Origin of the sequence: Paraburkholderia dipogonis (genome assembly GCF_046027395.1) — a bacterium.
GTDB classification, from domain to species: domain Bacteria; phylum Pseudomonadota; class Gammaproteobacteria; order Burkholderiales; family Burkholderiaceae; genus Paraburkholderia; species Paraburkholderia dipogonis_A.
Map to the genome: position 1 here is coordinate 13071 of NZ_JAQQEG010000014.1, position 23926 is coordinate 36996.

Below are 23926 nucleotides of genomic sequence, written 5' to 3' on the forward strand. Positions count from 1 at the left end.
AGGCGGCAGGCGCGGGACCCCGAACACGCGTCTGGCGGCGCACCCGTTGCTGCCGGCGGTCCGAACCGGACGCCTGTGCCCACCATGTGAGGCACGCGCGGCCCGCAGCCCCACCGCAGCCCCACAGCCTGGAATCCGTACGCGGCTCACCAGGCAGGGCCGGTATAATGTCGCACTTTGCAGCGCCGCTTAACCCCTATTCGCGCCGCGCGCTTTTCACGTGCCGACCCATTCCCGTTGAAAAGCGCCATCGCGCGGCACACACAAGCGTCTGCGCCCTGCCCCGCTTTCCAAACTGCCCATCTCGACCCGACCATGACAGCCAAACTGATCGACGGCCTAGCCCTTTCCAAGACCCTGCGCGCCGATGTCGCCGCGCGCGCCGCCGCCCTCACCGCCCGCGGCCATCAGCCGGGCCTCGCGGTGGTGCTGGTCGGCGATAATCCGGCCAGCGAAGTCTACGTGCGCAACAAAGTGAAGGCGTGCAACGACAATGGCCTCGGCTCGTCGTTCGACCGTTATCCGGCCGACCTGCCGGAAGCGGAGCTGCTCGCGCGCATCGACGAACTGAACCGCGACCCGCGCATTCACGGCATTCTGGTGCAACTGCCGCTGCCGCCGCATATCGACAGCCACAAGGTGATCGAGGCGATCGCGCCGGAAAAGGACGTGGACGGCTTTCACGTCGCCAACGCCGGCGCGCTGATGACCGGCCAGCCGCTGTTCCGTCCGTGCACGCCGTACGGCGTCATGAAAATGCTCGCCGCTTACGAGATTCCGCTGCAAGGCGCGAACGCGGTGGTGATCGGCCGCTCGAACATCGTCGGCAAGCCGATGGCGCTGCTGCTGCTCGAAGCGGGCGCGACCGTCACGATCTGCCACAGCAAGACGCGCGATCTGGCCGCCCATACGCGCAACGCCGACGTGGTGGTCGCCGCCACCGGCTTGCGCAACATTCTCACGGCAGAGATGGTGAAGCCGGGCGCGGCGGTGATCGACGTCGGCATGAATCGCGACGAAGCCGGCAAGCTGTGCGGCGACGTGGATTTCGCGGGCGTCAAGGAAGTGGCGGGCTACATCACGCCGGTGCCGGGCGGCGTCGGCCCGATGACCATCACCATGCTGCTCGTCAACACGATCGAAGCCGCCGAGCGCGAAGCGGCAGCGAACGCGTAAAGCGGCAGGAGAAAGCCGGCGGAGCGTCTTCGCCGGCTTCGGGACTTTACGGCCCCGGCGTCGCGCCGGTGCATCGACCTCCATCGGCGCTAACGCGCGCCACACTTCTCAGCGCTCGCCTTGATCGCCGGAACGCCAGCGAAGCACCTTCACGGGCTTCGGGATCGTGCGGCCCTGGCGTCTTGCCGAGGTCTCCACATCCATCGGCGCGAACGCGCGCCTCATACCTCAGCGCATCTCAGCGCACGGCCTGATCGCCAGCCGGCATGCCCGCGGCTAGCGGCGTCGACGGGCGCGCCAAGCGTCCGCGGCACCACTTCAGCACGGGTCGCTCCACGAAGTGCCACGACAGCGCCGCGCACAACAGAATAAACGGCGCGGCGATCAACACCGCCGTCACATGGCTCAACTGCGGCGCGATGTTCGCGACGCATTGCTGCACCATGAAGCCGTACAGATAAATGCCATACGAGTAATCATGACGCGGCACGAAGCGCCGCAGGAGCGGCGTCGTCCCGACCCACAGCACGCCGTACACGAAGGCCAGATAGAACAGCGGCTGCGCGCCGGCCGTGTCGCGGAACACCAGAAACACCATCGTGAACGCCAGCGCCGTCAAGCCGTTGATGTCGATCCGTTCACGCCAGCCATACAGCAGCATGCCCAGCATAAAAAACGGCTCCGGCCAGAACGAATAGCCGTCGGGTGTTTCGCTGAAATCGCGCAAGCCGATCTGCCAATGCGAATGATCCACGTGCAGCATGAAGAAGGCGCAGCCGAGCGCGGCCGCAAGCATCACGCCGCGCGAGCTGGACAGCAAACCCACCATGCCGGTCACAAGCACGAGCAGATAGCAGCGCACTTCGACCGGCAGTGTCCAGAGCGGTCCGCAGATGTCGACCGGATAGCGGTTGTGCTCGAACACGCCGGGCAGCGCCCAGCCGGCGCTCCGCACGATAGTCGAGAAGTTGTCGAGATTGGCCCACGTCATGCCGGAGGCGAAATACTCGCGCAGCGTCAGCGTCGTGAAGAGCGGACCGACGATGAACACCGTCACCAGCGACCCGGCCGCCACCGCCGGCCACAGGCGCGCGATACGCAACACCGCGAAGCGCGGCACCGAGCGTTGCCGGTCGAAGCTGGCGGTCACCAGCATGCCGCTCAGCAGGAAGAAGGCATAGACGCCCAGCGCGCCGAAACCGTCGAACCCCAGCGCGTTCTGGACCCAATCCGTGCTGCCGTCGGGAGCCTGGAGCACGTACGAATGGCCATACACGACGGCAATGGCGGCCAGCAGCCGCACGAGATCAAAATTGTTGCCCTTGTGCGATAGAGCGTCCGAAAGCGGATTCATTGATACCTCTTTGCAAAAAACGCCGCTGACCGATAGCGACGCTCCACCTTGCCGCATAGCAGCAATCGGGACCGTGCGCTTTCGCACAAAGCGCAGCGGCGCGTTATTGCGGCGCGCGTGCCGCCCGGCCCGTCCGGCACGCGCACAGGGCCGCGACATCTGATAATTTGTCTGTCGACGGATTGGAATCGGCGCGCCCTGCCCCAATAATGTGTGTATCGGCTGTTATGGGGCGGCGTCCGTCGTCATTACGCGCGCTCCGAAGGAAGTCCCCCTGGGGGATGCCCGTCGATGCACCGATTACCCGTTCACCCGCGTCAGACAGGAAGCCTCATGTCCACTACCGCCTCGAATCACGACAATCCGCTCCTCGATTTCTCCGACCTGCCGCGCTTTGGCGACATCCGCCCCGAACACGTCACGCCTGCCCTCGATGTGCTGCTCGCCGATGCGGCCGCCGCCGTCGAACGCGCCGCCCTGCCGATCACGCCCGCTTCATGGGCCGACGTGGTCGAACCGGTCGAGCGTGCCACCGAACCGTTGTCGCGCGCCTGGAGCGTGGTCGGCCATCTGAACGCCGTCGCCGATACGCCCGAGCTGCGCGCGGTGTATGGCGAGAATCTGCCGCGCGTCACCGAATTCTGGTCGAGCGTCGGACAGAATCTCGCGCTGTACGAGAAGTACAAGGCGTTGAACGCGAGCAGCGATTTCGCGTCGCTGACCGGCGAACGCAAGAAGATCCTCGGCAATGCGCTGCGCGATTTCCGCCTGTCCGGCGCGGAGTTGCCGGAAGATCAGAAGCCGCATTTCGCCGAATTGCAGGAACGCCAGGCGGCGCTCTCGAAAGCGTTTTCCGATCACGTGCTCGATGCGACCAACGCCTACGCGTATATCGTCGAAGCCGGCGATGAAGCGCAACTGGCCGGCCTGCCAGAAGACGTCGTCGAAGCCGCGAAGGAAGCGGCCGAACGCGAAGGCAAAACCGGCTACAAGTTCACGCTGCACTTCCCGTCGTATTTCCCGGTGATGCAGTACTCCGAAAATCGTCCGATGCGCGAAGCGATGTACCGCGCCTATGTCACGCGCGCCTCGGAGCTCGGCCCGCAATTCGGCAACGGCAAGCCCGAGTGGGACAACACCGCGGTGCTCGCCGACCAGTTGAAACTGCGCGCCGAAGAAGCGCACATGCTCGGCTTCAACAACTTCGCCGAAGTCTCGCTCGCGCCGAAAATGGCCGAGTCGCCCGCCCAGGTCATGAGCTTCCTCGAAGACCTCGCCACGCGTGCGCGTCCGCATGCCGAGCAGGACTGGAAGGAACTGCGCGAGTTCGCCGCGAACGAACTCGGCATGACCGAGCTGCAACCGTGGGACATGACGTTTGCCGCGGAGCGTCTGCGTCAGAAGCGCTATTCGTTCTCCGAGAACGAGGTCAAACAGTACTTCCCGGAAGACGCCGTGTTCAAGGGGCTTTTCAAGGTCACTGAAACGCTCTTCGGCGTGCGTATCCGTCGCGATGAAGCGGCCGTGTGGCATCCGGATGTGCGCTTTTTCCGCGTCGAGAATCAGGACGGCGGCCTCGTCGCGCAGTTCTACCTCGACCTGTATGCGCGCGAAGGCAAGCGCGGCGGCGCCTGGATGGACGATGCGCGCGGCCGTCACAAGCACACGCACGGCAGCGTGCAAACGCCGGTCGCGTATCTGACCTGCAACTTCTCGGCGCCGGTCGGCGGCAAGCCCGCCTGCTTCACGCACGACGAAGTCATCACGCTGTTCCACGAGTTCGGCCACGGCCTGCATCACATGCTCACGCGCGTCGATGAGCTGGGGGTGTCGGGCATCAACGGCGTTGAATGGGACGCGGTCGAGCTGCCATCGCAATTCATGGAAAACTTCTGCTGGGAGTGGGACGTGCTGAGCGACATGACCTCGCATGTCGAGACCGCCAAGCCGCTGCCGCGCGATCTGTTCGACAAGATGCTCGCCGCGAAGAACTTCCAGAGCGGCCTGGGCACGCTGCGCCAGATCGTGTTCTCGATGTTCGACATGCAACTGCATACCGGCTTCGACGCTTCGGGCACGAAGAACGCCACCGAACTCGCGAGCGAAATCAACGAGCGCTTCCATGTCGTGCCGCAGGCGCCGTTCTCGCGTTGGCCGAATACGTTCAGCCATATTTTCGCGGGCGGTTATGCGGCAGGCTACTACAGCTACAAGTGGGCTGAAGTGCTCTCCGCCGATGCCTACGCGGCCTTCGAAGAAGCGGCGCAAGCGGCGAGCGGCAGCGTGCTCGACCAGGCGACCGGCATGCGCTATCGCAAGGAAATTCTGGAAGTGGGCGGCAGCCGTCCGGCGATGGAGTCGTTCAAGGCGTTCCGCGGCCGTGAGCCGAATATCGACGCCTTGCTGCGTCATAACGGCATGTCGCCGGGCGCGGCGCATTGATTGGTTGATGCAAGCGTCGGCGCTTTGCTTGGCGCCGATAAAAAACCGGTGACCTGCGTGAGCAGGCACCGGTTTTTTTTGTTTGCCGCAAATCGTGCCGCAATCAACCGCGATGCAATTTAAAGTCCACTTGCGACGGACGGCCTTCGAGCGACAGCGCCGCGCGCGCGGCCGGCGCGCGGCTCACCACCCTGCCGCGGCTCACCACCGCGAGGCGCGCGGCGCGCAGGCGAATCGCTTCCACCGGATCGCGCGCGTCGAGCAGCACGAGATTGGCCGCGCAGCCCGGCGCGATGCCGTAGCCTTCCAGACCGAGAATGCGCGCGGCATTCACCGTCACCGCGTCGAAACAGGCGCGCATGCCGTCGACACCCGTCATCTGCGCCACATGCAAACCCATGTGCGCGACTTCGAGCATGTCGCCCGAACCGAGGCTGTACCACGGGTCCATCACGCAATCGTGGCCGAACGCGACGTTGATGCCCGCTGCCATCATCTCCGGTACGCGTGTCATGCCGCGGCGTTTCGGATACGTGTCGCTGCGGCCTTGCAGCGTGATGTTGATCAGCGGATTCGCTATCGCCGCGACGCCCGACTCGCGCATCAGCGGCAGGAGCTTGCTGACGTAGTAGTTGTCCATGGAATGCATCGAGGTCAGATGCGAACCAGTGACGCGCCCGTGCAAACCGAGCCGGTGCGTTTCAGCTGCGAGCGTCTCGATGTGACGCGACATCGGATCGTCCGACTCATCGCAATGCATGTCGACCCGCAAGCCCTGCTCCGCCGCGTACTCGCACAAGAGGCGCACGGACTGAGCGCCGTCGGCCATGGTGCGCTCGAAATGCGGAATGCCGCCGACTACGTCCACGCCCATCGCGATCGAGCGCTTAAGGTTCTCGAACGCGCCGGCGCTGCGCAGCACGCCGTCCTGCGGAAAGGCCACGAGTTGCAGATCGAGATACGGTGCGACGCGGCGTTTCACTTCGACCAGCGCCTCGACTGCGAGCAGGCGCGGATCGCATACATCCACGTGGCTGCGGATGGCCAGCAGCCCGCGCGCGACGGCCCAGTCGCAATACTGCAGCGCGCGCTCGATCAGCGCCTCCTGCGTCAGGTCCGGCTTCAGTTCGCCCCATAACGCGATGCCTTCGAGCAGCGTGCCCGACGCGTTCACGCGCGGCAAACCGTACGAGAGCGTCGCGTCCATATGGAAATGCGGATCGACGAACGGCGGCGTGACGAGTGAGCCCGCGGCATCGATTTCTTCGCGCGCATTAGCGGCCAGACTCGGCTCGACCGCGACGATGCGGCCCGCTTCGATGCCGATGTCGACCGGCTGTTTTTGCTGCGGCGCGGCGCCAGGCGGCAGCATCGCGTGGCGGATGATCAGATCCATGTGTCGCTCCCTTTGACCCTTCCTGATTGACTACGATTCTATCGGCGTCAGAAAGTGCGTGGCGGCGTTTTTGTTCGACGTTTTTTCATCCGGCCGTACCGGCGAGCGGCGCGCGATCCGTACCGGCTGTGCGTCCCACCGGCCGCCTATACTCGCCAGACAGACGGTTGATGGCGCGCCGTCATCCACTCACGGAGCAAGCACATGAAAACGATCGGCGTGATCGGCGGGATGAGCTGGGAATCGTCCACCGAGTATTACAAGCTGCTCAACCGCCACGCCAAAGCGCGCCTGGGCGGCCACCACAACGCCCGCAGCCTGATGCTCACCGTCGACTTCGCGCCGATCGAGGCGAACCAGCGCACGGGCGACTGGAGCGCGCTCGGCCAGCAGATGGCCGACGCCGCGCGCCAACTCGAACGAGGCGGCGCCGACCTGGTGATGCTGGCGACCAATACGATGCATCGCGTGTATGAATCGATCGAGGCGGCGATCGACGTGCCCTTCCTGCATATCGCCGATCCGACGGGCAGCGCGCTGCGCGCGGCAGGCATCGAGCGGGTGGGCTTGCTCGGCACGCGCTATACGATGGAGCAAACTTTCTACACGGGGCGCCTGCGCGAGCGCTACGGCCTTGAGACGGTGATTCCCGACGAAGCCGAACGCGCGGACGTGCATCGCATCATTTACGACGAGCTGTGCCACGGCAAAGTGAACGACGCTTCGCGCGCGGTGTATCAGCGTGTCATCGAAGCGCTGGCCGCGCGTGGCGCGCAGGCGGTGATTCTCGGCTGCACCGAAATCACCTTGCTGATCAAGCCGGAAGATTCCGTGTTGCCCGTGTTCGACACGACCGCGTTGCATGCGCAGGCGGCGGTGGAATGGGCGATCGACTCGGAGTGAAGGGCGACGCGCGCGTGTGCTTCAACGCATGTGCGCGCGGACGCCGGCAGATCGGCATTCGGGACGCACCGCCGTCCCGCGCCTGGCCAATACCTTGATTTCCATTTGCTTGCCCCTGAGTCTGCGTCGGCGGCAAACGCCGCCATCGCCTCCCAAGTGGGTCACCTTTACTTCGGCGACGAGGTCATGTTTACATCGGCGCCGACATTTTGCGCGAGAAACTCTGACTCGCGCGACGCACTGGCGAGGACGACGTCGCTCTCGTGGACCGTTGTTCCGTCTATCGCGTTGAAAAGCATGCGCCCGTCTTCAGTGCCCACGGTGTCGTAGTCACCTTCTTCGCTAGAAGGCTGGTCGGCGAAGTCGTAGAGGATTTCGCTGTTCGCTTCACGCCGTAGATCGCACAGGCTCCCGGTTGCGTAGGACACCTCGGCGGTGCTGCTGATCGCTCTGCCATCACGCGACTGGCAGAAACGGCCTAACAGTCGATGCTCCCCATGGCCACGCGTGACGACTTGGACACGCCATGCCCCGCTACCACCAGGGTGCCGACTGTCATGCCTACGATCATCCTCAGGGATCCCGGGATTCCACCAGACCTTCCTTGTGACCTCATTTCCTGGAGCATCGAACATGCGCGTCTCCGGAGTAGACCAAAGCTACAGCACCAGCGGCAGCAACGACCCCTCGACCGATGAGCCGAACGCCGTCAGCTCCGCGTCCAGTTCAGGCACCGCTCAGGACTGCGCCAGGCAATGGAGCATGCGGGCCGCCAGTCCAAATGCTGCCGGCGGCAACGTGTCAGCGCGCTCCCCGGGCAGCGCAGGCAACCACCTGCAGCAATCCGTCAGAGATGCGAGCGGAACTCACGAGGCGCTACCGAACAGTCGAACCGACATCGCTCCTCGAACCCAACTCGCGACGAAACACCGCGCGAATCTCCACGCTGGCCAGCGTACGTCTACCACTCGCTACGTAAGCACGTTGTCGACCGGGGACATTCCGACAGCAAGGGGAGCCGGCGCGACAAACGATTACCACGTCGGCCCGGAGACGCCGGTCGCCCTTGAACACACTGAAGAGTCCGACGAGGGCGGACCGCGGCAGCAACGCGGTCCAGTTCTCAGTAAATGCACTACGGATCGTGGTGGCAACGCATTGAGGCAAAACGCCATTGGTTCCGAATACTTCAGTCAGGTCGACTATCGCGAGAGCCGCGGGCAAGCGAGTGGCGGCCTATGTGGAGGAATGGTTCGGGAAGCCATGCGGCGGATCGATCGTGCCCTGAGCGATCAGCCAACGACAACCATACCTCCGGGTCGGCCCGCATTGTCGCTAATGGCAGCCGTGCACAACATGCACGTGGACACCGGTTCCTCTACCACGCGCCGAGATATGTTCAGTCGCATCCAGAACTTCCAGACCGGCAAGACTACGCTTGGCTTCAGCCGCTATGCGCGGCGCGTTTCGCACGGATACGGTGGAAATGCGCCGCGCAGTGTGCGCATCCTTTTGTTCGCCCGCGAATTGCACCAACGGCTGGCGAACCCCGGCGACTTCGCCTACGTCGAATTGAGCCTGGAGTCGCCAGCGGATCGACAGGACTACGGGCACGCCATTCTCGTACAGAGGGGAGGCAACGGTCACTATACGATCTTCGATCCCAACAATGGTGCCTTCGAGTATCAAGACTGGGCCAATACAGAACGTGCGCTAAGAGCGTACATGGACTCTGCGTTCACAAGCCGCTCCTCTTCCGGAATCGCGAACGGGTATCAAGCCACCCCGTTCAAAATTCAGGTGTACTCGGCGACATCGCAGGTGAATAGAACGCAGCCTCCAGTTAGAACGCAGCCTCCAGTTCCCGTACCGCCGCAAGGACCGGGCGGTTATGGGCCGCCAGCGCCAAACTGTGACGATGAAATCTATCAGGAGCGTTCAGCGTCCTCAAATGGAATATCGCTCGACAGGCTCTTTCCCGGTGGTGCGGAGCAATCCGGCCTCCGCAGTCCGGGCGAGAGCCTGGCAACCTATGTGCTACGGGAAGTCGTCTCTCCGAGAGCGTCAACGCTTACAGCTATCACGGACAACTTACGCAGCTTGCTGAGAAATCCAGCGCCGCGCCAGCGGGTCATCTCCGATTCGAACAACCTTCACGAGCTTTATCAGTCGGCCTCTACCATCGATCTGGCGAATCACGTCCGACACGGCGGCAGGCTCGGTATCAGGACTGCGGACGATCTTGTCGGCGATCTGAGCACACAATTTAGCAGACCGTACATCGGCGACAGCGCAACGGTCGGTTTGCACAACGACTTCGCGGTCGTCGATCTGGCGTTGGCCCCCCAGGCCCCGGGATCGTCCGGACGAGAACCTGGTCGTCCGATCATCGTGCAGCGGCTCAATGTCAATAGTGATTTCGCGCGCGATCAATACGAGCTTTATGATCCCAATTCCGGTGTCTATACGTACGATAGTTTCCACGATCTATCGGCCGCTATACGCGGCATCTACAACTCCGGCTATAGTGCCGACGGCGGAATCGACCATGCCACGACCACGTGGTTCGCCAGTGAAAGCGCAAACGAGGGAGCCGCAGGGACACAAGCGTTGTCACCCGCACGAAACTCCACCCTTGACGACGCGGACCGCGCTGGGGGGCTGCCGCCGACTGGTCCGCTCGTTCCACCACGCGCGGACCTGCCAGCCGCACCGGCCGAGCTTCAAAATTATCTGCACATCGAGCACAAACGTTCAACGGATTCGCAATCGACCACCGATCCACGGGCGCTGTTTCGACCATCGACGGAAACGCCGGACGAAGTAAAAAAAAGAGGTGGGTTCAGTGCCGGACAGACACCGCTGCGGGACGTCAATCTGCAAACTCACAATTTCGACATCGCGTCCCACGAAGGGGAGACAGACAGTGCCGGCTACCTCGGAACATTCGTAACGCCACCGGCCGCCGTCGACCGCCAGCAACATCAGTCCCGTGACGGCTATATTTACCTTGTCGCGCCGTCCCCCAACATGGTGGATGTAAACGGCAGCCTTGGCCCACTCACCGTCGCGGCAGAAAACCACGAATTTGCCGCCCTGGGGCACATCGATAACACCCAGATCATCGGCTGGTGGCGGACGCAGGACCTGCAGAAAGACCGCCAAGATGGGAAGGTATCGCGGTTCACGCGCAACCCGGACTTTCGCTGGGACGTGTACAACTACACGCGGACCGCGGGAGCGCAGCCTCAGCTGGCCCGCTTCCCGATGGACAGCCCCGCCTGGGGGTGGGACACCTACAAGCCGTTCACGTCACAGGTTATGGAAAACGGACAGCAGGTGGGTACCGGTCCCAAGCAAGACCCCAACCTGACACAGGCCAACTTCTATGTCAATGCACGGTTGAAAGTGCATCAGGCAGCGGCGCGGCAGGCAGCCCATAAAGACTATCACGGGCCGATGACTCTGAAGGCTTACGGCGGAGAAGGTCGGCCGTACATACTTTATGCCGACGCAAAGAACAACCTCTATGTCTACTCGGCGTCCTATGCGTCCAGCACGCCCAGAAACACGAGGCAATTCACAATGGGCGACGACGGTCGTTTCCACTTTGCGAACGACGACAAAAAGGTCTTGCGTGTCGGTCACGATGGTTACCTCTACGTAGGCGCGATCCCCACGGACCCAAACAACCTGAACGGCGTTTTCCGCCCCGACGGCATCAATCCCTTCCATCTCGTTCATGTTGAGGACCTCAAATACCTGACTGTAGGCAAATCTGTGGCTACGCCGTTTGTCACTAACTACGACGCAGGAAACAGGTCAAGCTGGCAACTGACAGACTCGAGCGGCAGTGCGGTCACACCGCCCGTCTCAAACAAAAACTCCCACTGGAGTAGCACGGCCGGCACCCGCGAACAGTTGTACAAGTTCGATCGGGATCCGGATTCCATGTTGCCGGGGGGCACGACGCAATTTGTCACGGACCCGCCGGGTGAATTTTTCCACGGTAACTTCGTGGACTATAAGAAGCAGGTGGAACGAACCGGCGGAGTCAAGACGGTGATTGATTGGCTGACCTCGCATAATGCCGCCTGGATCTTCCGGGACGGCTTCTACGCAGTCCCAACCGGCCCGGGCTGGCTCCAAGTGCGAACGCTTGGTGGTAAGCCTGTCTGGCAGACGACGGTCGATTTGAGCAGCGGTAGGGTTCTTTATCAAAACATCAGTCGGATTTCGAGCAACTTCCGGATCAGCGACGATGTCTGGAAAGATCTTCAGTTCCGGGAGAGCGAACGCCTTAATCTCAAACGCAAGTTGTCAAGGCCGTAACAAAACCCCAGCCACACCTGCGGCATTGCATGGCGCGCATTGCGAAGCGCGGTTGATCAAATATGGCGCGGGGGTGGACCGCAGGGCGGCAATAACGCGGAGATCGATAGACAATGCGAGCGGCACTCTATGCGCGCTTCTCGACTGACAAGCAGAAGAAAGCTGAATGTGCCGTCGCCACGCAACTCGACCTGGGCGATTGCATGAAGCTCACAAGCCGAGCAGGGCAAAAAACAGCAGGAACTGAAAGAGGCACTAACCGGCGACGCGACCAACGAGGCAAGACAAATCACTGCGACGCTAATGGGACCGATAGGAATAGAACAAAGGGACGACGCCTACTTCGCGTCTTTTGACGACATCTCCGCGCAGCTGCTCGTCTGTGCTGCCGGAAATGTGTCTCTAGGTATGGTTGCGGGGGTAGGATTTGAACCTACGACCTTCGGGTTATGAGCCCGACGAGCTGCCAGACTGCTCCACCCCGCGTCAGAGAAAACGGATTGTATAGAGATGTTCGCAAGACGTCAAACAATCGCGCGAATTTATTTCACACGCGTGAAACGACTCACAAATCCTGGACCGTCGCGCCTTCCACCTTGCCGTCGATGATATCCGCGCCGTACTGGCTCGCGCTGCGTTTGGCCACGCCGAAATCGGAGAACGTGAGCGGCAGCACCAGACGAAATACGCGGCTCGCCTTCGAGCCGCTGATCGCTCCCGGCCGGCAGACGCGCACCGCGACGTCGTAGCCTTCGGAGTGGCGCTTGTGACCGTCGAACTTGTCGAACGCCCGCGAAAACACCAGCGGATGCACTTCGAAGTCCTTATAAAGAGCTGGGTAAAGTTCGGCCATGGTGCCTCCCCGATGCGCAAAAGTGCGAGTGTGAGTGGTCCCACTATACGCCGCGGCATGAGCGGCTCGCGCTTTTATTTTCGATGCCGCGGCGGGGCCTTTTTCACTGCCTCCTCGTCCGCGCGATAAGATGCGGAACTATCGGAATTACGCAAGAAAAAGAGAATGTCATGAAAATCGCCACCTGGAACGTTAACTCCCTCAAAGTCCGCCAGCAGCATGTGATCGACTGGCTCGAAACCAGCGGCACCGATGTGCTGTGCCTTCAGGAACTGAAGCTGCCGGACGAAAAATTCCCGCGCGGCGAACTCGAAGAGAAAGGCTACCGCAGCTGGTTCGCCGGACAGAAGACTTATAACGGCGTCGGCATTCTGGTGCGCGGCGGCCTGACGGTCGACGAAGGCAGCATCGTGCGGAATATTCCGGGCTTCGAAGATCCACAGCAACGCGTGATTGCCGCGACCATCGAAGGCGTGCGCATCATCTCCGCCTACTTTCCCAACGGCCAGGCGCCGGGCACCGACAAGTTCGCGTACAAACTACGCTGGCTTGCTGCGCTGCACGACTGGATCGCGAGCGAGATGGCGCAGCATCCGAAACTCGCGCTGCTCGGCGACTACAACATCGCGCCGGAAGATCGCGACGTGCACGATCCGAAAGCGTGGGAAGGCCAGAACCTCGTGTCGCCCGAAGAACGCGCGGAGTTCGTGCGGCTGATCGAGCTCGGTCTCGTCGATGCATTCCGCCAGTTCGAGCAGCCGGAGAAGATCTACTCGTGGTGGGACTACCGGATGATGGCGTTCCGCCGCAACGCGGGCCTGCGCATCGATCACATCCTGCTGTCGAAGGCGCTGGCTGACGTATGCTCGTCCTGCGACGTCGACAAGGTGCCGCGCAAATGGGATCAGCCGTCGGACCACGCGCCGGTCGTCGTGCAGCTCGGCTGATCCTTCCTCACAACGTCAGGCCTGCGTCGATACGTTCAACGTACGCCACAGGAACTCGAACACCATCGCATCATGCGCGGCCTGCTCCAGCTCATCGGAGCCGCCGTGCCCGCCTTCCGTGTTCTCCCGATACCAGACGTGGTCCGCGCCGAGCGCCTGCATGCGCGCCGCCATCTTGCGCGCGTGGCCGGGATGCACACGGTCGTCGGCCGTCGATGTGGTGAACAGCACAGGCGGATACACAACGTCTGCCGACACACGGTGATACGGCGAGTAAGCGGCCAGCATGTCCGCGTCATCGGGTTCGTCGGGATCACCGTATTCGTCGATCCATGACGCGCCCGCGTGCAGCAGATGATAGCGGCTCATGTCGAGCAAGGGCACCTCGCACACCACGGCACCGAACAGCTCGGGGCGCTGCACCATGCACGCCGCCACCAGCAAACCGCCGTTGCTGCCACCCTGAATGCCGAGTTGCGCGGCGCTCGTCACGCCCGTGTCGATGAGCGCCTCGGCCACCGCGATGAAATCGTCGAACGCGCGCTGGCGATGCTCGCCTTGCGCCGCCGTATGCCAGCGCGTGCCGAACTCGCCGCCGCCGCGAATATGCGCGACCACATGCACGCCGCCGCGCGCCAGCCAGCCGATGCCTTGCCCGGTGAGATAGCTCGGCAGCAACGGAATCGCAAAGCCGCCGTAGCCGTTGAGCAGGCATGGACGCGCGTGCTGTTGCGCGGCGCGCGGGCCGATCACCGTGTACGGCACGCGCGTGCCGTCCGCGGAAACTGCGTGACCGCGCGTGACGGCGAACTGCGTCGCGTCGAATTGGGTCGGCCAGCGGTCGAGCAACTCCCATTCGCTCAGATCGTCGCGCGCGAGATCGGCGAGCCAGTACGCAGGCGGCTGCAGATAATCGTCGGTATCGACGAACACTTCGTCGTCGAGCGTCGGTTCGACGGGCGAGACGTCGGCTTGCGCGTCGTCGCGCGTTGGAAAGACACGCTGCTGCCAATGCCACGCCTGGTCGTCGGCTTGCGACGGCGTCAACAGCAAGGTCTGGTTCTGCACATCTTCCAGGTACGACACGATCAGGTGGTTGCGCGTGTGCGTCCACTCGCAGGCCGAGGTTTGCGGCGTCGGCGTGAATAGCGGCAGCACGTCGCGCTCGCCGCGCAGGAACGCATCTTCGCGGATCGCCAGCAACGCGCCGCCCGGATAATGCACGCCATTGCAGTCCCAATCGAGCCGCGGTTCGAGCAGTAGCCAGTCTTGCCAGCCGCTCACCGCGACATGCGATGGCACTTCGTAGCGGCGCCATGCGTCGATGGCACCATCGGCACCATTGAGGTAATACGTCTGCGAATCGAAAAAATCGACGCTGCTCACCACCGTGTGCCGCTGCTCGACCGGATCGTAGTGCCCTTCCACGCCGATGTCGCCGAACGCGCCCTTGAACACCACCGGCGCGTCGGCGAGCGCGGTGCCGCGCGTCCAGCGCCGCACTTCGCGCGGATAACCTGAGCGCGTCAACGTCTTGCGGCCGTTATCCCAGCCGACGTAAAGCGTGTCCCGATCGATCCAGGTCGCCGTGTGCTTGCCGGCCTTCGCTATCACGAAGCCGTCGTCGACAAAACGTCGCGCGTCGATGTCGAACTCGCGCACCACGAGCGCATCCGAGCCACCTGGCGACAGCGTGATCAGCGCGCGGTCGCCATCGGGATAGAGAATGTCTAGCTCCAGGCACACCCAGGGCGTGCCTTCGGCGGCACCGAGCGCGTCGAAGTCGAGCAGGTTCTGCCACTCCGGCTTGCCGCCACGCCACGCCGCCCACGTCGTACGCCGCCAGATGCCCTTGGGATTGCGCTCGTCCTGCCACAGGTCGTAAGCCCACTCCTTCCAGCGATCGGGAATCACCGGACGTTCGCGCGGCAGATAGGCGTCGGCGAGCCGTTGCCTGAGCAACTCGAATTCCTCGCTGTTGCACCACGCGGCGCGCGTGCGCGCGTTCTGCTGTTCGACCCACGCGAGCGCGTCAGGGTCGTCGAGCGCTTCGAGCGACAGGAAGGGATCGGGAGAAAGCGGCCACGAGAAAGGAGCGGGAGAAGCAGGCATCGTCAGCTGTCGAATGAAAACAGCGTTGATTATGCCTTGTGGCAGCCCGTGCCTCGTTTTACAAGCGAATGACCGGAGCGGCGCGCGCGCCGCCCCGCTCTACCACGCGACACTCAGGGCTCGAGGTTGAGTTCCTGAATCTTGCGCGTAATCGTATTGCGGCCGATGCCGAGACGCTCCGCCGCTTCGACCTTGCGTCCGCGCGTGAAGTCGAGCGCTTCGCGAATCACGGCCGCTTCGAAACGACGCGCGAGTTCGTCCATGACGTCCGCCGCATTCTCGCGCAGCATGCGTGCAACTTCGGTGCGCAAGCCGCCTTCCCAGGCGCTGACCGTGGTCGCGACCGGCATGCCGCCCGCCGCGGCCGGATGCGTGGCAGCACTCGTGCCGTTGACCGGCACGCCGCCTGCGAGGCCCGCGTCGCCCGTTCCTATCGCACCGCCGCCACCGCCGGCGAGATCGGTCACGCCGGCTTGCGCGGGCCCGAGATCAGGCGGCAAGTCCTTGATCTCGATGGTCTGCGCGGGCGCCATCACCGTGAGCCAGTTGGCCAGGTTCTCCAACTGACGCACATTGCCCGGAAACGGCAACGACGCGAGATAAGCCAGCGCCTCTTCGGACACGCGCTTCGACTCGACACCGAGATCGCGCGCACTCTTTTGCAGGAAGTGACGCGTGAGCAGCGGAATGTCTTCGCTGCGCTCGCGCAAAGCCGGCAAGCGCAAGCGAATCACATTGAGCCGGTGATACAAGTCCTCGCGGAACAGCCCCTGACGCACACGCGATTCGAGATTCTGGTGCGTCGCCGCGATCACGCGCACATTGGCGCGCAGCGGATTGTGGCCGCCGACGCGATAGAACTGCCCGTCCGACAGCACGCGCAACAGACGTGTCTGCAAATCGAACGGCATATCGCCGATTTCGTCGAGAAACAGCGTGCCGTTCTCAGCCTGTTCGAAACGGCCCTGGCGCATGGCCTGCGCGCCGGTGAAGGCGCCCCGCTCGTGGCCGAACAATTCGGATTCCAACAGATCCTTTGGAATCGCCGCGGTGTTCAGCGCGATGAAGGGACCGTTCGCGCGTGGGCTATGTCGGTGCAACGCACGCGCGACCAGTTCCTTCCCGGTGCCTGATTCGCCGGTAATGAGCACGGTTGCCGCGGAATGGGACAAGCGGCCGATCGCGCGGAACATGTCCTGCATCGCCGGCGCCTGGCCGAGCATTTCCGGTGCTTCGGTAACGCGTTCGTCCCACGTCTGTTCGCCGCGCATGCTTTCGTCCACCGCGCGGCGAATCAGTTCGACCGCCTTGTCGACGTCGAACGGCTTGGCGAGGTATTCGAACGCGCCGCCCTGGAATGCGGCGACCGCGCTATCCAGATCCGAGAACGCCGTCATGATGATGACGGGCAAGCCAGGCACCTTGTCACGTACGGTTTGCAGCAATTCGAGGCCGGAGCCGCCGGGCATCCTGATGTCGGACACCAGCACCTGTGGGCTGTCGTGGTCGAGCGCGGCCGACGCCTCGCGCACGTTCGCGAAGCTGCGGGTCGCGAAGTTTTCGCGGGCCAGTGCTTTTTCGAGCACCCAGCGAATCGATTGATCGTCGTCTACTATCCAGATCGGCTTCATATGGGTCGGTCAGAAGTCTCAAGAGTGCCCCCAAACCTGTCGCTTCGCGCCAGGCCCCCGAGGGGGAGTGAGAAAACTTGGGGCGGCCCGGCGTTTTCTCACGAGGCATGTGTTAGCAGTCGAGCGGCAGCAGAATCTGAAACTCGGTGTGACCCGGGCGGCTATCCACTTCGATCAAACCGTCGTGCTGTTGCACGAAGGTCTGCGCGAGCGTCAGTCCGAGACCGCTGCCGTCCTCGCGCCCCGACACGAGCGGATAGAAAATGCGGTCACGGATTTCTTCGGGAATGCCTGGGCCGTTGTCAGTGATATGCAAGTCCAGTGCCAGCTTACATAAGCGTTTCGACACCGTAATCTTGCGCGCAATGCGAGTGCGCAATTCGATCCGCGCATCGCCTTGCGAAATACGTTCGCGCAACGCTTCAGCCGCGTTGCGCACAATGTTCAGGAGCGCCTGGATCAGTTGCTCCTTGTCGCCGCGCAGGTCCGGCACGCTCACGTCGTAATCGCGCTCGATGGTGAGGCCGCGCGGAAACTCGGCGAGAATCACCTGGCGCACGCGTTCGCACACCTCGTGGATGTTCACGTCGCCGACGATATGCGGATGACGGTGCGGCTCGAGCAGACGATCGACCAGCGTTTGCAGCCGGTCCGATTCCTTGATGATGACCTGCGTGTACTCGCGCAATTCGTCGCGCTGACGCTCGCCGAGTTCGAACTCGAGCAGTTGCGCCGCGCCGCGAATGCCGCCGAGCGGATTCTTGATTTCGTGCGCGAGATTGCGGATCAGTTGCTTGTTGACCGCCGTGAGGTCGTTGATGCGCTCCTCGCGGTCGGTGCGTAAATGCCGCTCGTTCTCGAACAGTTCGAGCAGCACGTAGTCTTGCGCGCCTTCCAGAAAACCGACGATCGCATGCACATGCAGCGGCTCGTGGCCCGGACGCTCGAGCACGGCGTCCAGATGCGTCGCGTGAAAACGGTGGGCGGCGATCGCGGAAATGGTCGCGACCAGTTCGTCGGCATTCGAAAAGATGTCCGGCCACGCCATCTGCGTCAGTTGCCGGCGCGAGAGCTCCAGCATCGACTCTGCCGACGGATTCGCAAACGCGACGCGCAGCGTGCGCTTTTCGAGCACCAGCACGACCGTCGGCAACGCCTCGAAGCCCGGCAGCAAACCGGAACTGACGAGCTGAGCGTCGTCCGAGAGCGCCTGCTCGTGCCCTTTCCTTGCCTTGATCAGATTCTTAAGAACCATCTTGCAGTCTGGCCGATAGGAGATGGTGATAAATCAGGTAGTCCGCCTGCTGCCCTGCTCAATACCCATACGCCGCAAACGTTATGCACGGTCTAACGAAAAAGGGACGGCGCCGCCGTCCCTTCGTGACCGATCGCGAGCGTCGGGCAAAGCACTTCGCCGTGTGAAGGGCGAAGCGCCATTGCCGCTTACAGCGAGTAGTACATTTCGAATTCGATCGGGTGCACCGACTGACGATAGCGTTGCAGCTCGCCCGTCTTCAGTTCGATGTACGCGTCGAGCATCGAGTCCGTGAACACGCCACCGCGCGTCAGGAATTCGCGGTCCGCGTCCAGCGCGTCCAGAGCCTGGTCGAGGCCGGCGCACACGGTCGGGATCTTTGCATCCTCTTCCGGCGGCAGGTCGTACAGGTTCTTGTCGGCAGCTTCGCCCGGGTGAATCTTGTTCTGCACGCCGTCCAGACCCGCCATCATCAGCGCGGAGAAGCACAGGTACGGATTCGCCATCGGATCCGGGAAACGCGTTTCGATACGGCGGCCCTTCGGGTTCGATACGTGCGGAATACGGATCGATGCCGAACGGTTGCGTGCCGAGTAAGCCAGCTTGACCGGTGCTTCGAAGTGCGGCACGAGGCGCTTGTACGAGTTCGTCGACGGGTTCGTGATCGCGTTCAGCGCGCGGGCATGCTTGATGATGCCGCCGATGTAGAACAGCGCGAATTCCGACAGACCTGCGTAACCGTTGCCTGCGAACAGGTTCGTGCCGTCTTTCCAGATCGACTGGTGAACGTGCATGCCCGAACCGTTATCGCCGACCACCGGCTTCGGCATGAACGTTGCCGTCTTGCCGTACGTGTGCGCGACGTTGTGGATGATGTACTTCATTTGCTGCAGCCAGTCGGCGCGTTGCACCAGCGTCGAGAACTTGGTGCCGATCTCGTTCTGGCCTTGACCCGCGACTTCGTGGTGGTGCACTTCGACCGGAATGCCGATCTGTTCGAGCAGCAGACACATTTCCGAGCGGATGTCCTGGAACGTGTCGACCGGAGCGACCGGGAAGTAGCCGCCCTTCGTGCCCGGACGGTGGCCGGTGTTGCCGCCTTCGAAGTCCATCGACGACGACCACGGTGCTTCTTCCGAACCGATCTTGACGAACGTGCCCGACTGGTCGGTGCCGAACTTGATCGAGTCGAAAATGAAGAATTCCGGTTCCGGACCGAAGAATGCCGTGTCGCCGAGGCCCGTGCTCTTCAGGTAGGCTTCAGCGCGCTTTGCCAGCGAGCGCGGGTCGCGCTCGTAGCCCTTGCCGTCCGCCGGTTCGACGACGTCGCAAGTCAGCACGAGGGTGGATTCTTCGTAGAACGGGTCGATGAAAGCCGTGTTCGCATCCGGGACCAGCAACATGTCCGAGGCTTCGATGCCCTTCCAGCCGGCAATCGAAGAACCGTCAAACGCATGGCCGCTTTCGAACTTGTCTTCATCGAATGCCGACACCGGCACCGAAACGTGTTGCTCTTTGCCGCGCGTGTCGGTGAAACGAAAGTCGACAAACTTGACGTCTTCGTCTTTGACGAGTTGCACGACGTCGGCCACGGATTTACTCATAACCTATCTCCTGATTAACGAATTCGGCGGATTCAGCCGCCGCCCAATCTAGCTGACCCGTCCCGGCACGTCCACCCTCAATCGTTGAGGATGAGCATAAAAGTCTGCCTGGACAAATCGATCGGCACCAATAAAGCAGCTTCTGTGCCATGTATGCGCCAACCCGGCGCAAATCCACACTGCGCGCGCGTTTGCGGGGAATGGGCGCACCGCACGGCATGCAGCCCCGAAATCTTTGGACGAAGCGCCGCACCAAATACGTGCATCCGCCAAATCGGCAACGGATGACATCTCTATTTTGGTGCATTTCGCGAAATTTGCACCATGTCTGCGCACTCGCCTGGTTGCGACGCACGCCCGTTCGCCACCGCTCGCGCCACGCGTGCGCGTCTCACGCCGCGCGCTAGAATGGTCATTTGGTCCGAAGGAGATTTGCGCTCATGAGCACGCTCGAACAGTTGTACGCCAGCGCGGACAAGCGCCGCACCGAGAATCAGTTGCCGTACGCGGGTGCGATATCGCCCGCCGAAGCGTTCGAACTGCTGCAGCTCGATCCGCGCACCCGTCTCGTCGATGTGCGCACCCGCGCCGAACTCGATTGGGTCGGCCGACCGGTGATCGGCGATGGACAATACGCCCACGTGGAATGGACGCGCTACCCGGGCGCGGTGCCGAATCAGGAATTTCTCGCGCAGTTGAAACAGGTCGCCACGCCCGATACGCCGGTGCTGTTCCTATGCCGCAGCGCCGCACGCTCGAAGCTCGCCGCGATCGCCGCCACCCAGGCCGGCTTCACCAAGGCGTACGACCTGCTGGAAGGCTTCGAAGGCGACAAGGACGGACAGGGGCATCGGAAGACGGTGTCGGGCTGGTGCTTTCGCGGGTTGCCGTGGATCGGCGCGTGAAAACAGGCACATCGTCAGCGCTGAATGTGACAGGCCGATGATCCGCCTCTGCCGCGCCCAGAATCGGCGTCAAGCGCGGTGAAAAACGAGCGCCGCAGCGCCCGAACCAGAATAAACGCATGTCGCGCGGATCAGGCGCGCGGCTTCGCCGCCGCAGCCGCCGCCTCGGGTTCGACGATATCGCCGCCCAGCAGGTGCACGCCTTCCCGCAGCTTGACGAATGCCGCTGCCACCGCTTCCGGCTCGCCCTTCACACCCAGGTCGATGTGATGACGCGCGTACACGCCGCCGCGTTCGGCATCGCCCACGCTCGGCAGACTGAAGACCCGCACGCCCGGAAAATCGCGTTCGATCTTTTCCATCAGCGGCGTGAGGCGCGACTCCGGCAACTCGAACACCAGCAGCGACTTCTCCGCGTGCGGCATGGCGTGATGCAGATGCGCGTATTGCGTATCCAGCACCCACTCGATCATCGGCCACGCCATCACCGGGAAACCCGGCACGAAGTGATGCTGCCTGATCGAAAAGCCCGGAATCTTGTTGTAGCCGTTCGGAATGACCGACGCACCCTGCGGATACGTGCCCATATTCAGGCGATGCCGATTCTCCGGCGACTCCAGATCGAGCGGCGCGGCCGAGTTCGCCGGATACATGTCGCGGATGCGCTCCTGAATCAGCTTCGCGGCCTCCGGGTGCAATTCGAGCGGCACGCCGAGCGCGGCCGCCGCGCATTGGCGCGTGTGATCGTCCGGCGTGGCGCCGATGCCGCCGGTGGAGAACACGATGTCGCCCGAGGCGAACGTGCGCCGCAGCGTCGCGGTGATGCGCTCCGGATCGTCGCCGATGTACTCCGCCCAGCCGAGCGACAGCCCGCGCGCGCCCAGCAATTCGATGACCTTCGGCAGATGCTTGTCGATACGCCTGCCCGACAAAATTTCATCGCCGATGATGATGACGCCAAATGCCATTGCCGCCTCTTTGGTTTAATCAGTAAGGAACCGGCGCCGCGTGCCGCACGCCGCCGTGCTCTTCCGCGCGCATGCGTTGCAGGGCGCGCAAACAGTAGTAGCCGAACCACAGCGCCGAAAACACGAGGATGAACGCATAGATCCAGATCGTCACGGCCGTGACTACCGGGAACAGCACGATCAGCCACACCGACGACGCCCACAGCAACGTAGGCAGCGAACCCAGCAAGCCGCTCGCGATGCCGATCAACAGCAGCGGCAAGCGAAAGCGCCGCACCAGCGCGCGGCGCTCGTCACGCGTGGCATGCAGCGCGAGCGCGTCATAGCTCATCACACGATACGTCAGCCAGCCCCACAGGAGCGGCGGAATCAGCGCGAAGAACGGCGGCACGAGCCAGAGCGGCAGCGTGACGATCAACAGCACGAGACACACCAGCGTGGTCCACAACGCCTGGCCGAGGCTACCGTACCACGTTCCGCCGCGGCGCATTTCCAGGCTCGGGAATTGGCGCGCCGACAGGAAGCGGATGACCGCGGGCATCGACAGCGTGGCGATCAGCAGCAACACCGTGACGACGATCAGCGGAATCGTCATCGCGATCACGATAAACGGCGCGATCGCCGCGTGCAGCGCCGAAAACCCGAGCCAGTCGAACAGATGATAAAGCGTGAGCGTGAACGACCAGCCTTCGAGCCAGGTGCGGGTCGCACCGATCAGCGTCTGCCAGGAAAACCACAGGATCACGCCCCACCCGACCGTTGCCGCGAGAAACGGCAGGAAGGTCAGCCAGAGCATGCGCGGGTGGAGCGCGCTGGTGAGCGCGCGCCCGAACGAGCGCAACAGATCATTCATGCGAGCCAGTGCCGGTGAAGGAAGCGATGGAATGGAGCGAACCGCGCGACGAACCCGCCGGGCAACCCGGCGCGGGGTCGCAAACGTGAACAGGATAAACCACGTGACGCGCCGCCGGGGAAACCGGCGGCGTGGGAGGAAGTGCGCTCAAACGGCGGCGGCGTCGTTGCTTTCGGTGCGGCGTTTCGGCGAAAGACGCCCGGCGATGCGCACGAAGGCGAGCCAGTGCTGCGCCCAGAAACCGTCACCGTAACGGCGGCCTTCGAGTTGATCGCTGATGCCGGTCGGCTCCATCTCGCGGCTCCATGACACGCTGCGAAACAGCATGTCCCACCACGGAAACAGCACGCCGAAATTGCAACCGTATTTCAGCCCTTCGTGGCCGTAACCGATCGCATGATGGCGGCGATGGAACGTCGGGCTGACCAGCAGGCGCTCGCCCAGCCAGCCGAAGTACAGGCGGATGTTCGCGTGCTGGACGCTCTGCGCGAGATTCGTGATGGCGACCAGCACGACGAACTGCGACGGCGGCACGCCGATCACCAGCGCGATGACCGCGAAGAACGAGGCTTGCAGCAGATCGTCGAGCAGATGGTTGCGGTCGTCGGACCACAGCGACATCTGCTGCTGGCTGTGATGCACCGCGTGCAATTCCCACCACACGCCGATCCGATGTTCCCAGCGGTGATACCAGTAACCGGCGAAATCGAGCACCAGCAGATACATCACGAACGTGACGAGCGGCTGCGTGGTCACGCCGGGCCACAGATTGTCGAACTCGATATTCGAAATATTGTGCAGCCGCAGCCACGCCTGCACGGTGTCGAAGAACGGCTGCAGCGCGAAGAAAAAGAACAGGTTGAGAATGCCGAGCTTGGCGATCCACGTATAGATCACGTCGACGCGCACCGCCTTGCGGCTCTGCCACTTCTCCACCGGACGCAGCGCTTCGAGCGGGCGCAGAACCGCGTACATGGCCAGCACTTCGACGACGCCGACGATTACCCAATACAGGCTGTCGTAGGTGTCTTCGTCGTAATCCATCAGATTGAAGCGGAACAGCAGCGGCTGCACCACGTCGACGTACAACAACGTCTGCACGGCGGAGACGAAGTTGTCGAGGGAAGAAAAAATCAGATGGAACATGGTGCTGGTCTGGTTACTTCATCCGTGACGGTTCGCGTGGTGCGGCATG

The 23926-nt window shown here is 62.9% G+C and carries 17 protein-coding genes and 1 tRNA gene; 6 read left to right on the plus strand and 12 right to left on the minus strand.

Annotation, left to right across the window (positions count from 1 at the left end; translation table 11 throughout):
* Window positions 1-315 precede the first annotated feature (315 nt).
* Complete coding sequence (gene folD, locus PQR32_RS15755; protein WP_408228267.1) at window positions 316-1176, plus strand: bifunctional methylenetetrahydrofolate dehydrogenase/methenyltetrahydrofolate cyclohydrolase FolD; 861 nt, start codon at window positions 316-318, stop codon at window positions 1174-1176.
* Between the two features lie 238 nt (window positions 1177-1414).
* On the opposite strand, the gene PQR32_RS15760 is transcribed toward folD, so the two are convergent.
* Window positions 1415-2530: an acyltransferase family protein gene (locus tag PQR32_RS15760; RefSeq protein WP_408228270.1), complete on the minus strand. Its 1116-nt coding sequence runs from the start codon at window positions 2528-2530 to the stop codon at window positions 1415-1417.
* A gap of 333 nt (window positions 2531-2863) precedes the next feature.
* On the opposite strand from PQR32_RS15760, the gene PQR32_RS15765 reads away from it, so the two are divergent.
* The gene (locus tag PQR32_RS15765; protein WP_408228273.1) at window positions 2864-4972 is read left to right on the plus strand and encodes a M3 family metallopeptidase; all 2109 of its coding nucleotides are present in this window, start codon (window positions 2864-2866) and stop codon (window positions 4970-4972) included.
* Window positions 4973-5075: 103 nt separating this feature from the next.
* On the opposite strand, the gene PQR32_RS15770 is transcribed toward PQR32_RS15765, so the two are convergent.
* The gene (locus tag PQR32_RS15770) at window positions 5076-6368 is read right to left on the minus strand and encodes an amidohydrolase family protein (RefSeq protein ID WP_408228276.1); all 1293 of its coding nucleotides are present in this window, start codon (window positions 6366-6368) and stop codon (window positions 5076-5078) included.
* Window positions 6369-6572: 204 nt separating this feature from the next.
* On the opposite strand from PQR32_RS15770, the gene PQR32_RS15775 reads away from it, so the two are divergent.
* Window positions 6573-7271, plus strand: coding sequence for an aspartate/glutamate racemase family protein (locus tag PQR32_RS15775; RefSeq protein ID WP_408228279.1), 699 nt, complete (start codon window positions 6573-6575; stop codon window positions 7269-7271).
* Between the two features lie 167 nt (window positions 7272-7438).
* On the opposite strand, the gene PQR32_RS15780 is transcribed toward PQR32_RS15775, so the two are convergent.
* On the minus strand, window positions 7439-7906 hold the full coding sequence (locus PQR32_RS15780; RefSeq protein ID WP_408228281.1) for a hypothetical protein: 468 nt from the start codon (window positions 7904-7906) through the stop codon (window positions 7439-7441).
* A gap of 760 nt (window positions 7907-8666) precedes the next feature.
* Here PQR32_RS15780 and PQR32_RS15785 point away from each other — a divergent pair.
* Window positions 8667-11603 carry an enterotoxin A family protein gene (locus PQR32_RS15785; protein ID WP_408228284.1) on the plus strand — a complete coding sequence of 979 codons (2937 nt, stop codon included), beginning with the start codon at window positions 8667-8669 and terminating at the stop codon, window positions 11601-11603.
* 409 nt (window positions 11604-12012) lie between these two features.
* Here the strand turns inward: PQR32_RS15785 and PQR32_RS15790 are convergent.
* Together PQR32_RS15790 and PQR32_RS15795 are read right to left on the minus strand one after the other, a co-directional pair.
* Window positions 12013-12089, minus strand: a tRNA-Met gene (locus PQR32_RS15790).
* A gap of 79 nt (window positions 12090-12168) precedes the next feature.
* Window positions 12169-12456, minus strand: a complete 288-nt coding sequence (locus PQR32_RS15795; protein ID WP_106279408.1) for a hypothetical protein — start codon at window positions 12454-12456, stop codon at window positions 12169-12171.
* 170 nt (window positions 12457-12626) lie between these two features.
* Between PQR32_RS15795 and xth the strand changes: the two genes are divergently transcribed.
* On the plus strand, window positions 12627-13403 hold the full coding sequence (gene xth, locus PQR32_RS15800; protein ID WP_408228287.1) for an exodeoxyribonuclease III: 777 nt from the start codon (window positions 12627-12629) through the stop codon (window positions 13401-13403).
* 15 nt (window positions 13404-13418) lie between these two features.
* Here the strand turns inward: xth and PQR32_RS15805 are convergent, their stop codons facing one another.
* The 4 genes from PQR32_RS15805 to glnA all read right to left on the minus strand — a co-directional run bounded on the left by PQR32_RS15805 (window position 13419) and on the right by glnA (window position 20005).
* Window positions 13419-15515, minus strand: a complete 2097-nt coding sequence (locus tag PQR32_RS15805; protein ID WP_408228290.1) for a prolyl oligopeptidase family serine peptidase — start codon at window positions 15513-15515, stop codon at window positions 13419-13421.
* A 113-nt stretch (window positions 15516-15628) separates the two neighbouring features.
* On the minus strand, window positions 15629-17146 hold the full coding sequence (gene ntrC, locus PQR32_RS15810) for a nitrogen regulation protein NR(I) (RefSeq protein ID WP_408228293.1): 1518 nt from the start codon (window positions 17144-17146) through the stop codon (window positions 15629-15631).
* Between the two features lie 112 nt (window positions 17147-17258).
* Window positions 17259-18401, minus strand: coding sequence for a nitrogen regulation protein NR(II) (gene glnL / locus PQR32_RS15815; protein WP_168794545.1), 1143 nt, complete (start codon window positions 18399-18401; stop codon window positions 17259-17261).
* Window positions 18402-18589: 188 nt separating this feature from the next.
* The gene (gene glnA, locus PQR32_RS15820; RefSeq protein ID WP_408228297.1) at window positions 18590-20005 is read right to left on the minus strand and encodes a type I glutamate--ammonia ligase; all 1416 of its coding nucleotides are present in this window, start codon (window positions 20003-20005) and stop codon (window positions 18590-18592) included.
* 440 nt (window positions 20006-20445) lie between these two features.
* Here glnA and PQR32_RS15825 point away from each other — a divergent pair, with 440 nt between their 5' ends.
* Complete coding sequence (locus PQR32_RS15825) at window positions 20446-20910, plus strand: rhodanese-like domain-containing protein (protein ID WP_012433603.1); 465 nt, start codon at window positions 20446-20448, stop codon at window positions 20908-20910.
* A gap of 131 nt (window positions 20911-21041) precedes the next feature.
* On the opposite strand, the gene PQR32_RS15830 is transcribed toward PQR32_RS15825, so the two are convergent.
* The 3 genes from PQR32_RS15830 to PQR32_RS15840 form a co-directional block, all read right to left on the minus strand.
* Entirely contained in the window at window positions 21042-21878 is an 837-nt protein-coding gene (locus PQR32_RS15830) for a competence/damage-inducible protein A (RefSeq protein ID WP_408228300.1), read from the minus strand.
* A 19-nt stretch (window positions 21879-21897) separates the two neighbouring features.
* Window positions 21898-22731, minus strand: coding sequence for an EI24 domain-containing protein (locus PQR32_RS15835; protein WP_408228303.1), 834 nt, complete (start codon window positions 22729-22731; stop codon window positions 21898-21900).
* Between the two features lie 147 nt (window positions 22732-22878).
* Window positions 22879-23877, minus strand: a complete 999-nt coding sequence (locus tag PQR32_RS15840; protein WP_408228306.1) for a sterol desaturase family protein — start codon at window positions 23875-23877, stop codon at window positions 22879-22881.
* Window positions 23878-23926 lie beyond the last annotated feature (49 nt).

Excerpts from the sequence above, each read along its gene's own strand:
- PQR32_RS15795 (WP_106279408.1), bottom strand. The coding sequence starts at position 12,456 with ATGGCCGAACTTTACCCAGCTCTTTATAAGGACTTCGAAGTGCATCCG.
- PQR32_RS15765 (WP_408228273.1), top strand. The coding sequence starts at position 2,864 with ATGTCCACTACCGCCTCGAATCACGACAATCCGCTCCTCGATTTCTCC.
- PQR32_RS15785 (WP_408228284.1), top strand. The coding sequence starts at position 8,667 with ATGTTCAGTCGCATCCAGAACTTCCAGACCGGCAAGACTACGCTTGGC.
- ntrC (WP_408228293.1), bottom strand. The coding sequence starts at position 17,146 with ATGAAGCCGATCTGGATAGTAGACGACGATCAATCGATTCGCTGGGTG.
- PQR32_RS15835 (WP_408228303.1), bottom strand. The coding sequence starts at position 22,731 with ATGAATGATCTGTTGCGCTCGTTCGGGCGCGCGCTCACCAGCGCGCTC.
- folD (WP_408228267.1), top strand. The coding sequence starts at position 316 with ATGACAGCCAAACTGATCGACGGCCTAGCCCTTTCCAAGACCCTGCGC.
- PQR32_RS15760 (WP_408228270.1), bottom strand. The coding sequence starts at position 2,530 with ATGAATCCGCTTTCGGACGCTCTATCGCACAAGGGCAACAATTTTGAT.
- PQR32_RS15780 (WP_408228281.1), bottom strand. The coding sequence starts at position 7,906 with ATGTTCGATGCTCCAGGAAATGAGGTCACAAGGAAGGTCTGGTGGAAT.
- glnA (WP_408228297.1), bottom strand. The coding sequence starts at position 20,005 with ATGAGTAAATCCGTGGCCGACGTCGTGCAACTCGTCAAAGACGAAGAC.
- xth (WP_408228287.1), top strand. The coding sequence starts at position 12,627 with ATGAAAATCGCCACCTGGAACGTTAACTCCCTCAAAGTCCGCCAGCAG.
- PQR32_RS15775 (WP_408228279.1), top strand. The coding sequence starts at position 6,573 with ATGAAAACGATCGGCGTGATCGGCGGGATGAGCTGGGAATCGTCCACC.
- PQR32_RS15770 (WP_408228276.1), bottom strand. The coding sequence starts at position 6,368 with ATGGATCTGATCATCCGCCACGCGATGCTGCCGCCTGGCGCCGCGCCG.
- PQR32_RS15840 (WP_408228306.1), bottom strand. The coding sequence starts at position 23,877 with ATGTTCCATCTGATTTTTTCTTCCCTCGACAACTTCGTCTCCGCCGTG.
- PQR32_RS15825 (WP_012433603.1), top strand. The coding sequence starts at position 20,446 with ATGAGCACGCTCGAACAGTTGTACGCCAGCGCGGACAAGCGCCGCACC.
- PQR32_RS15805 (WP_408228290.1), bottom strand. The coding sequence starts at position 15,515 with ATGCCTGCTTCTCCCGCTCCTTTCTCGTGGCCGCTTTCTCCCGATCCC.
- glnL (WP_168794545.1), bottom strand. The coding sequence starts at position 18,401 with ATGGTTCTTAAGAATCTGATCAAGGCAAGGAAAGGGCACGAGCAGGCG.
- PQR32_RS15830 (WP_408228300.1), bottom strand. The coding sequence starts at position 21,878 with ATGGCATTTGGCGTCATCATCATCGGCGATGAAATTTTGTCGGGCAGG.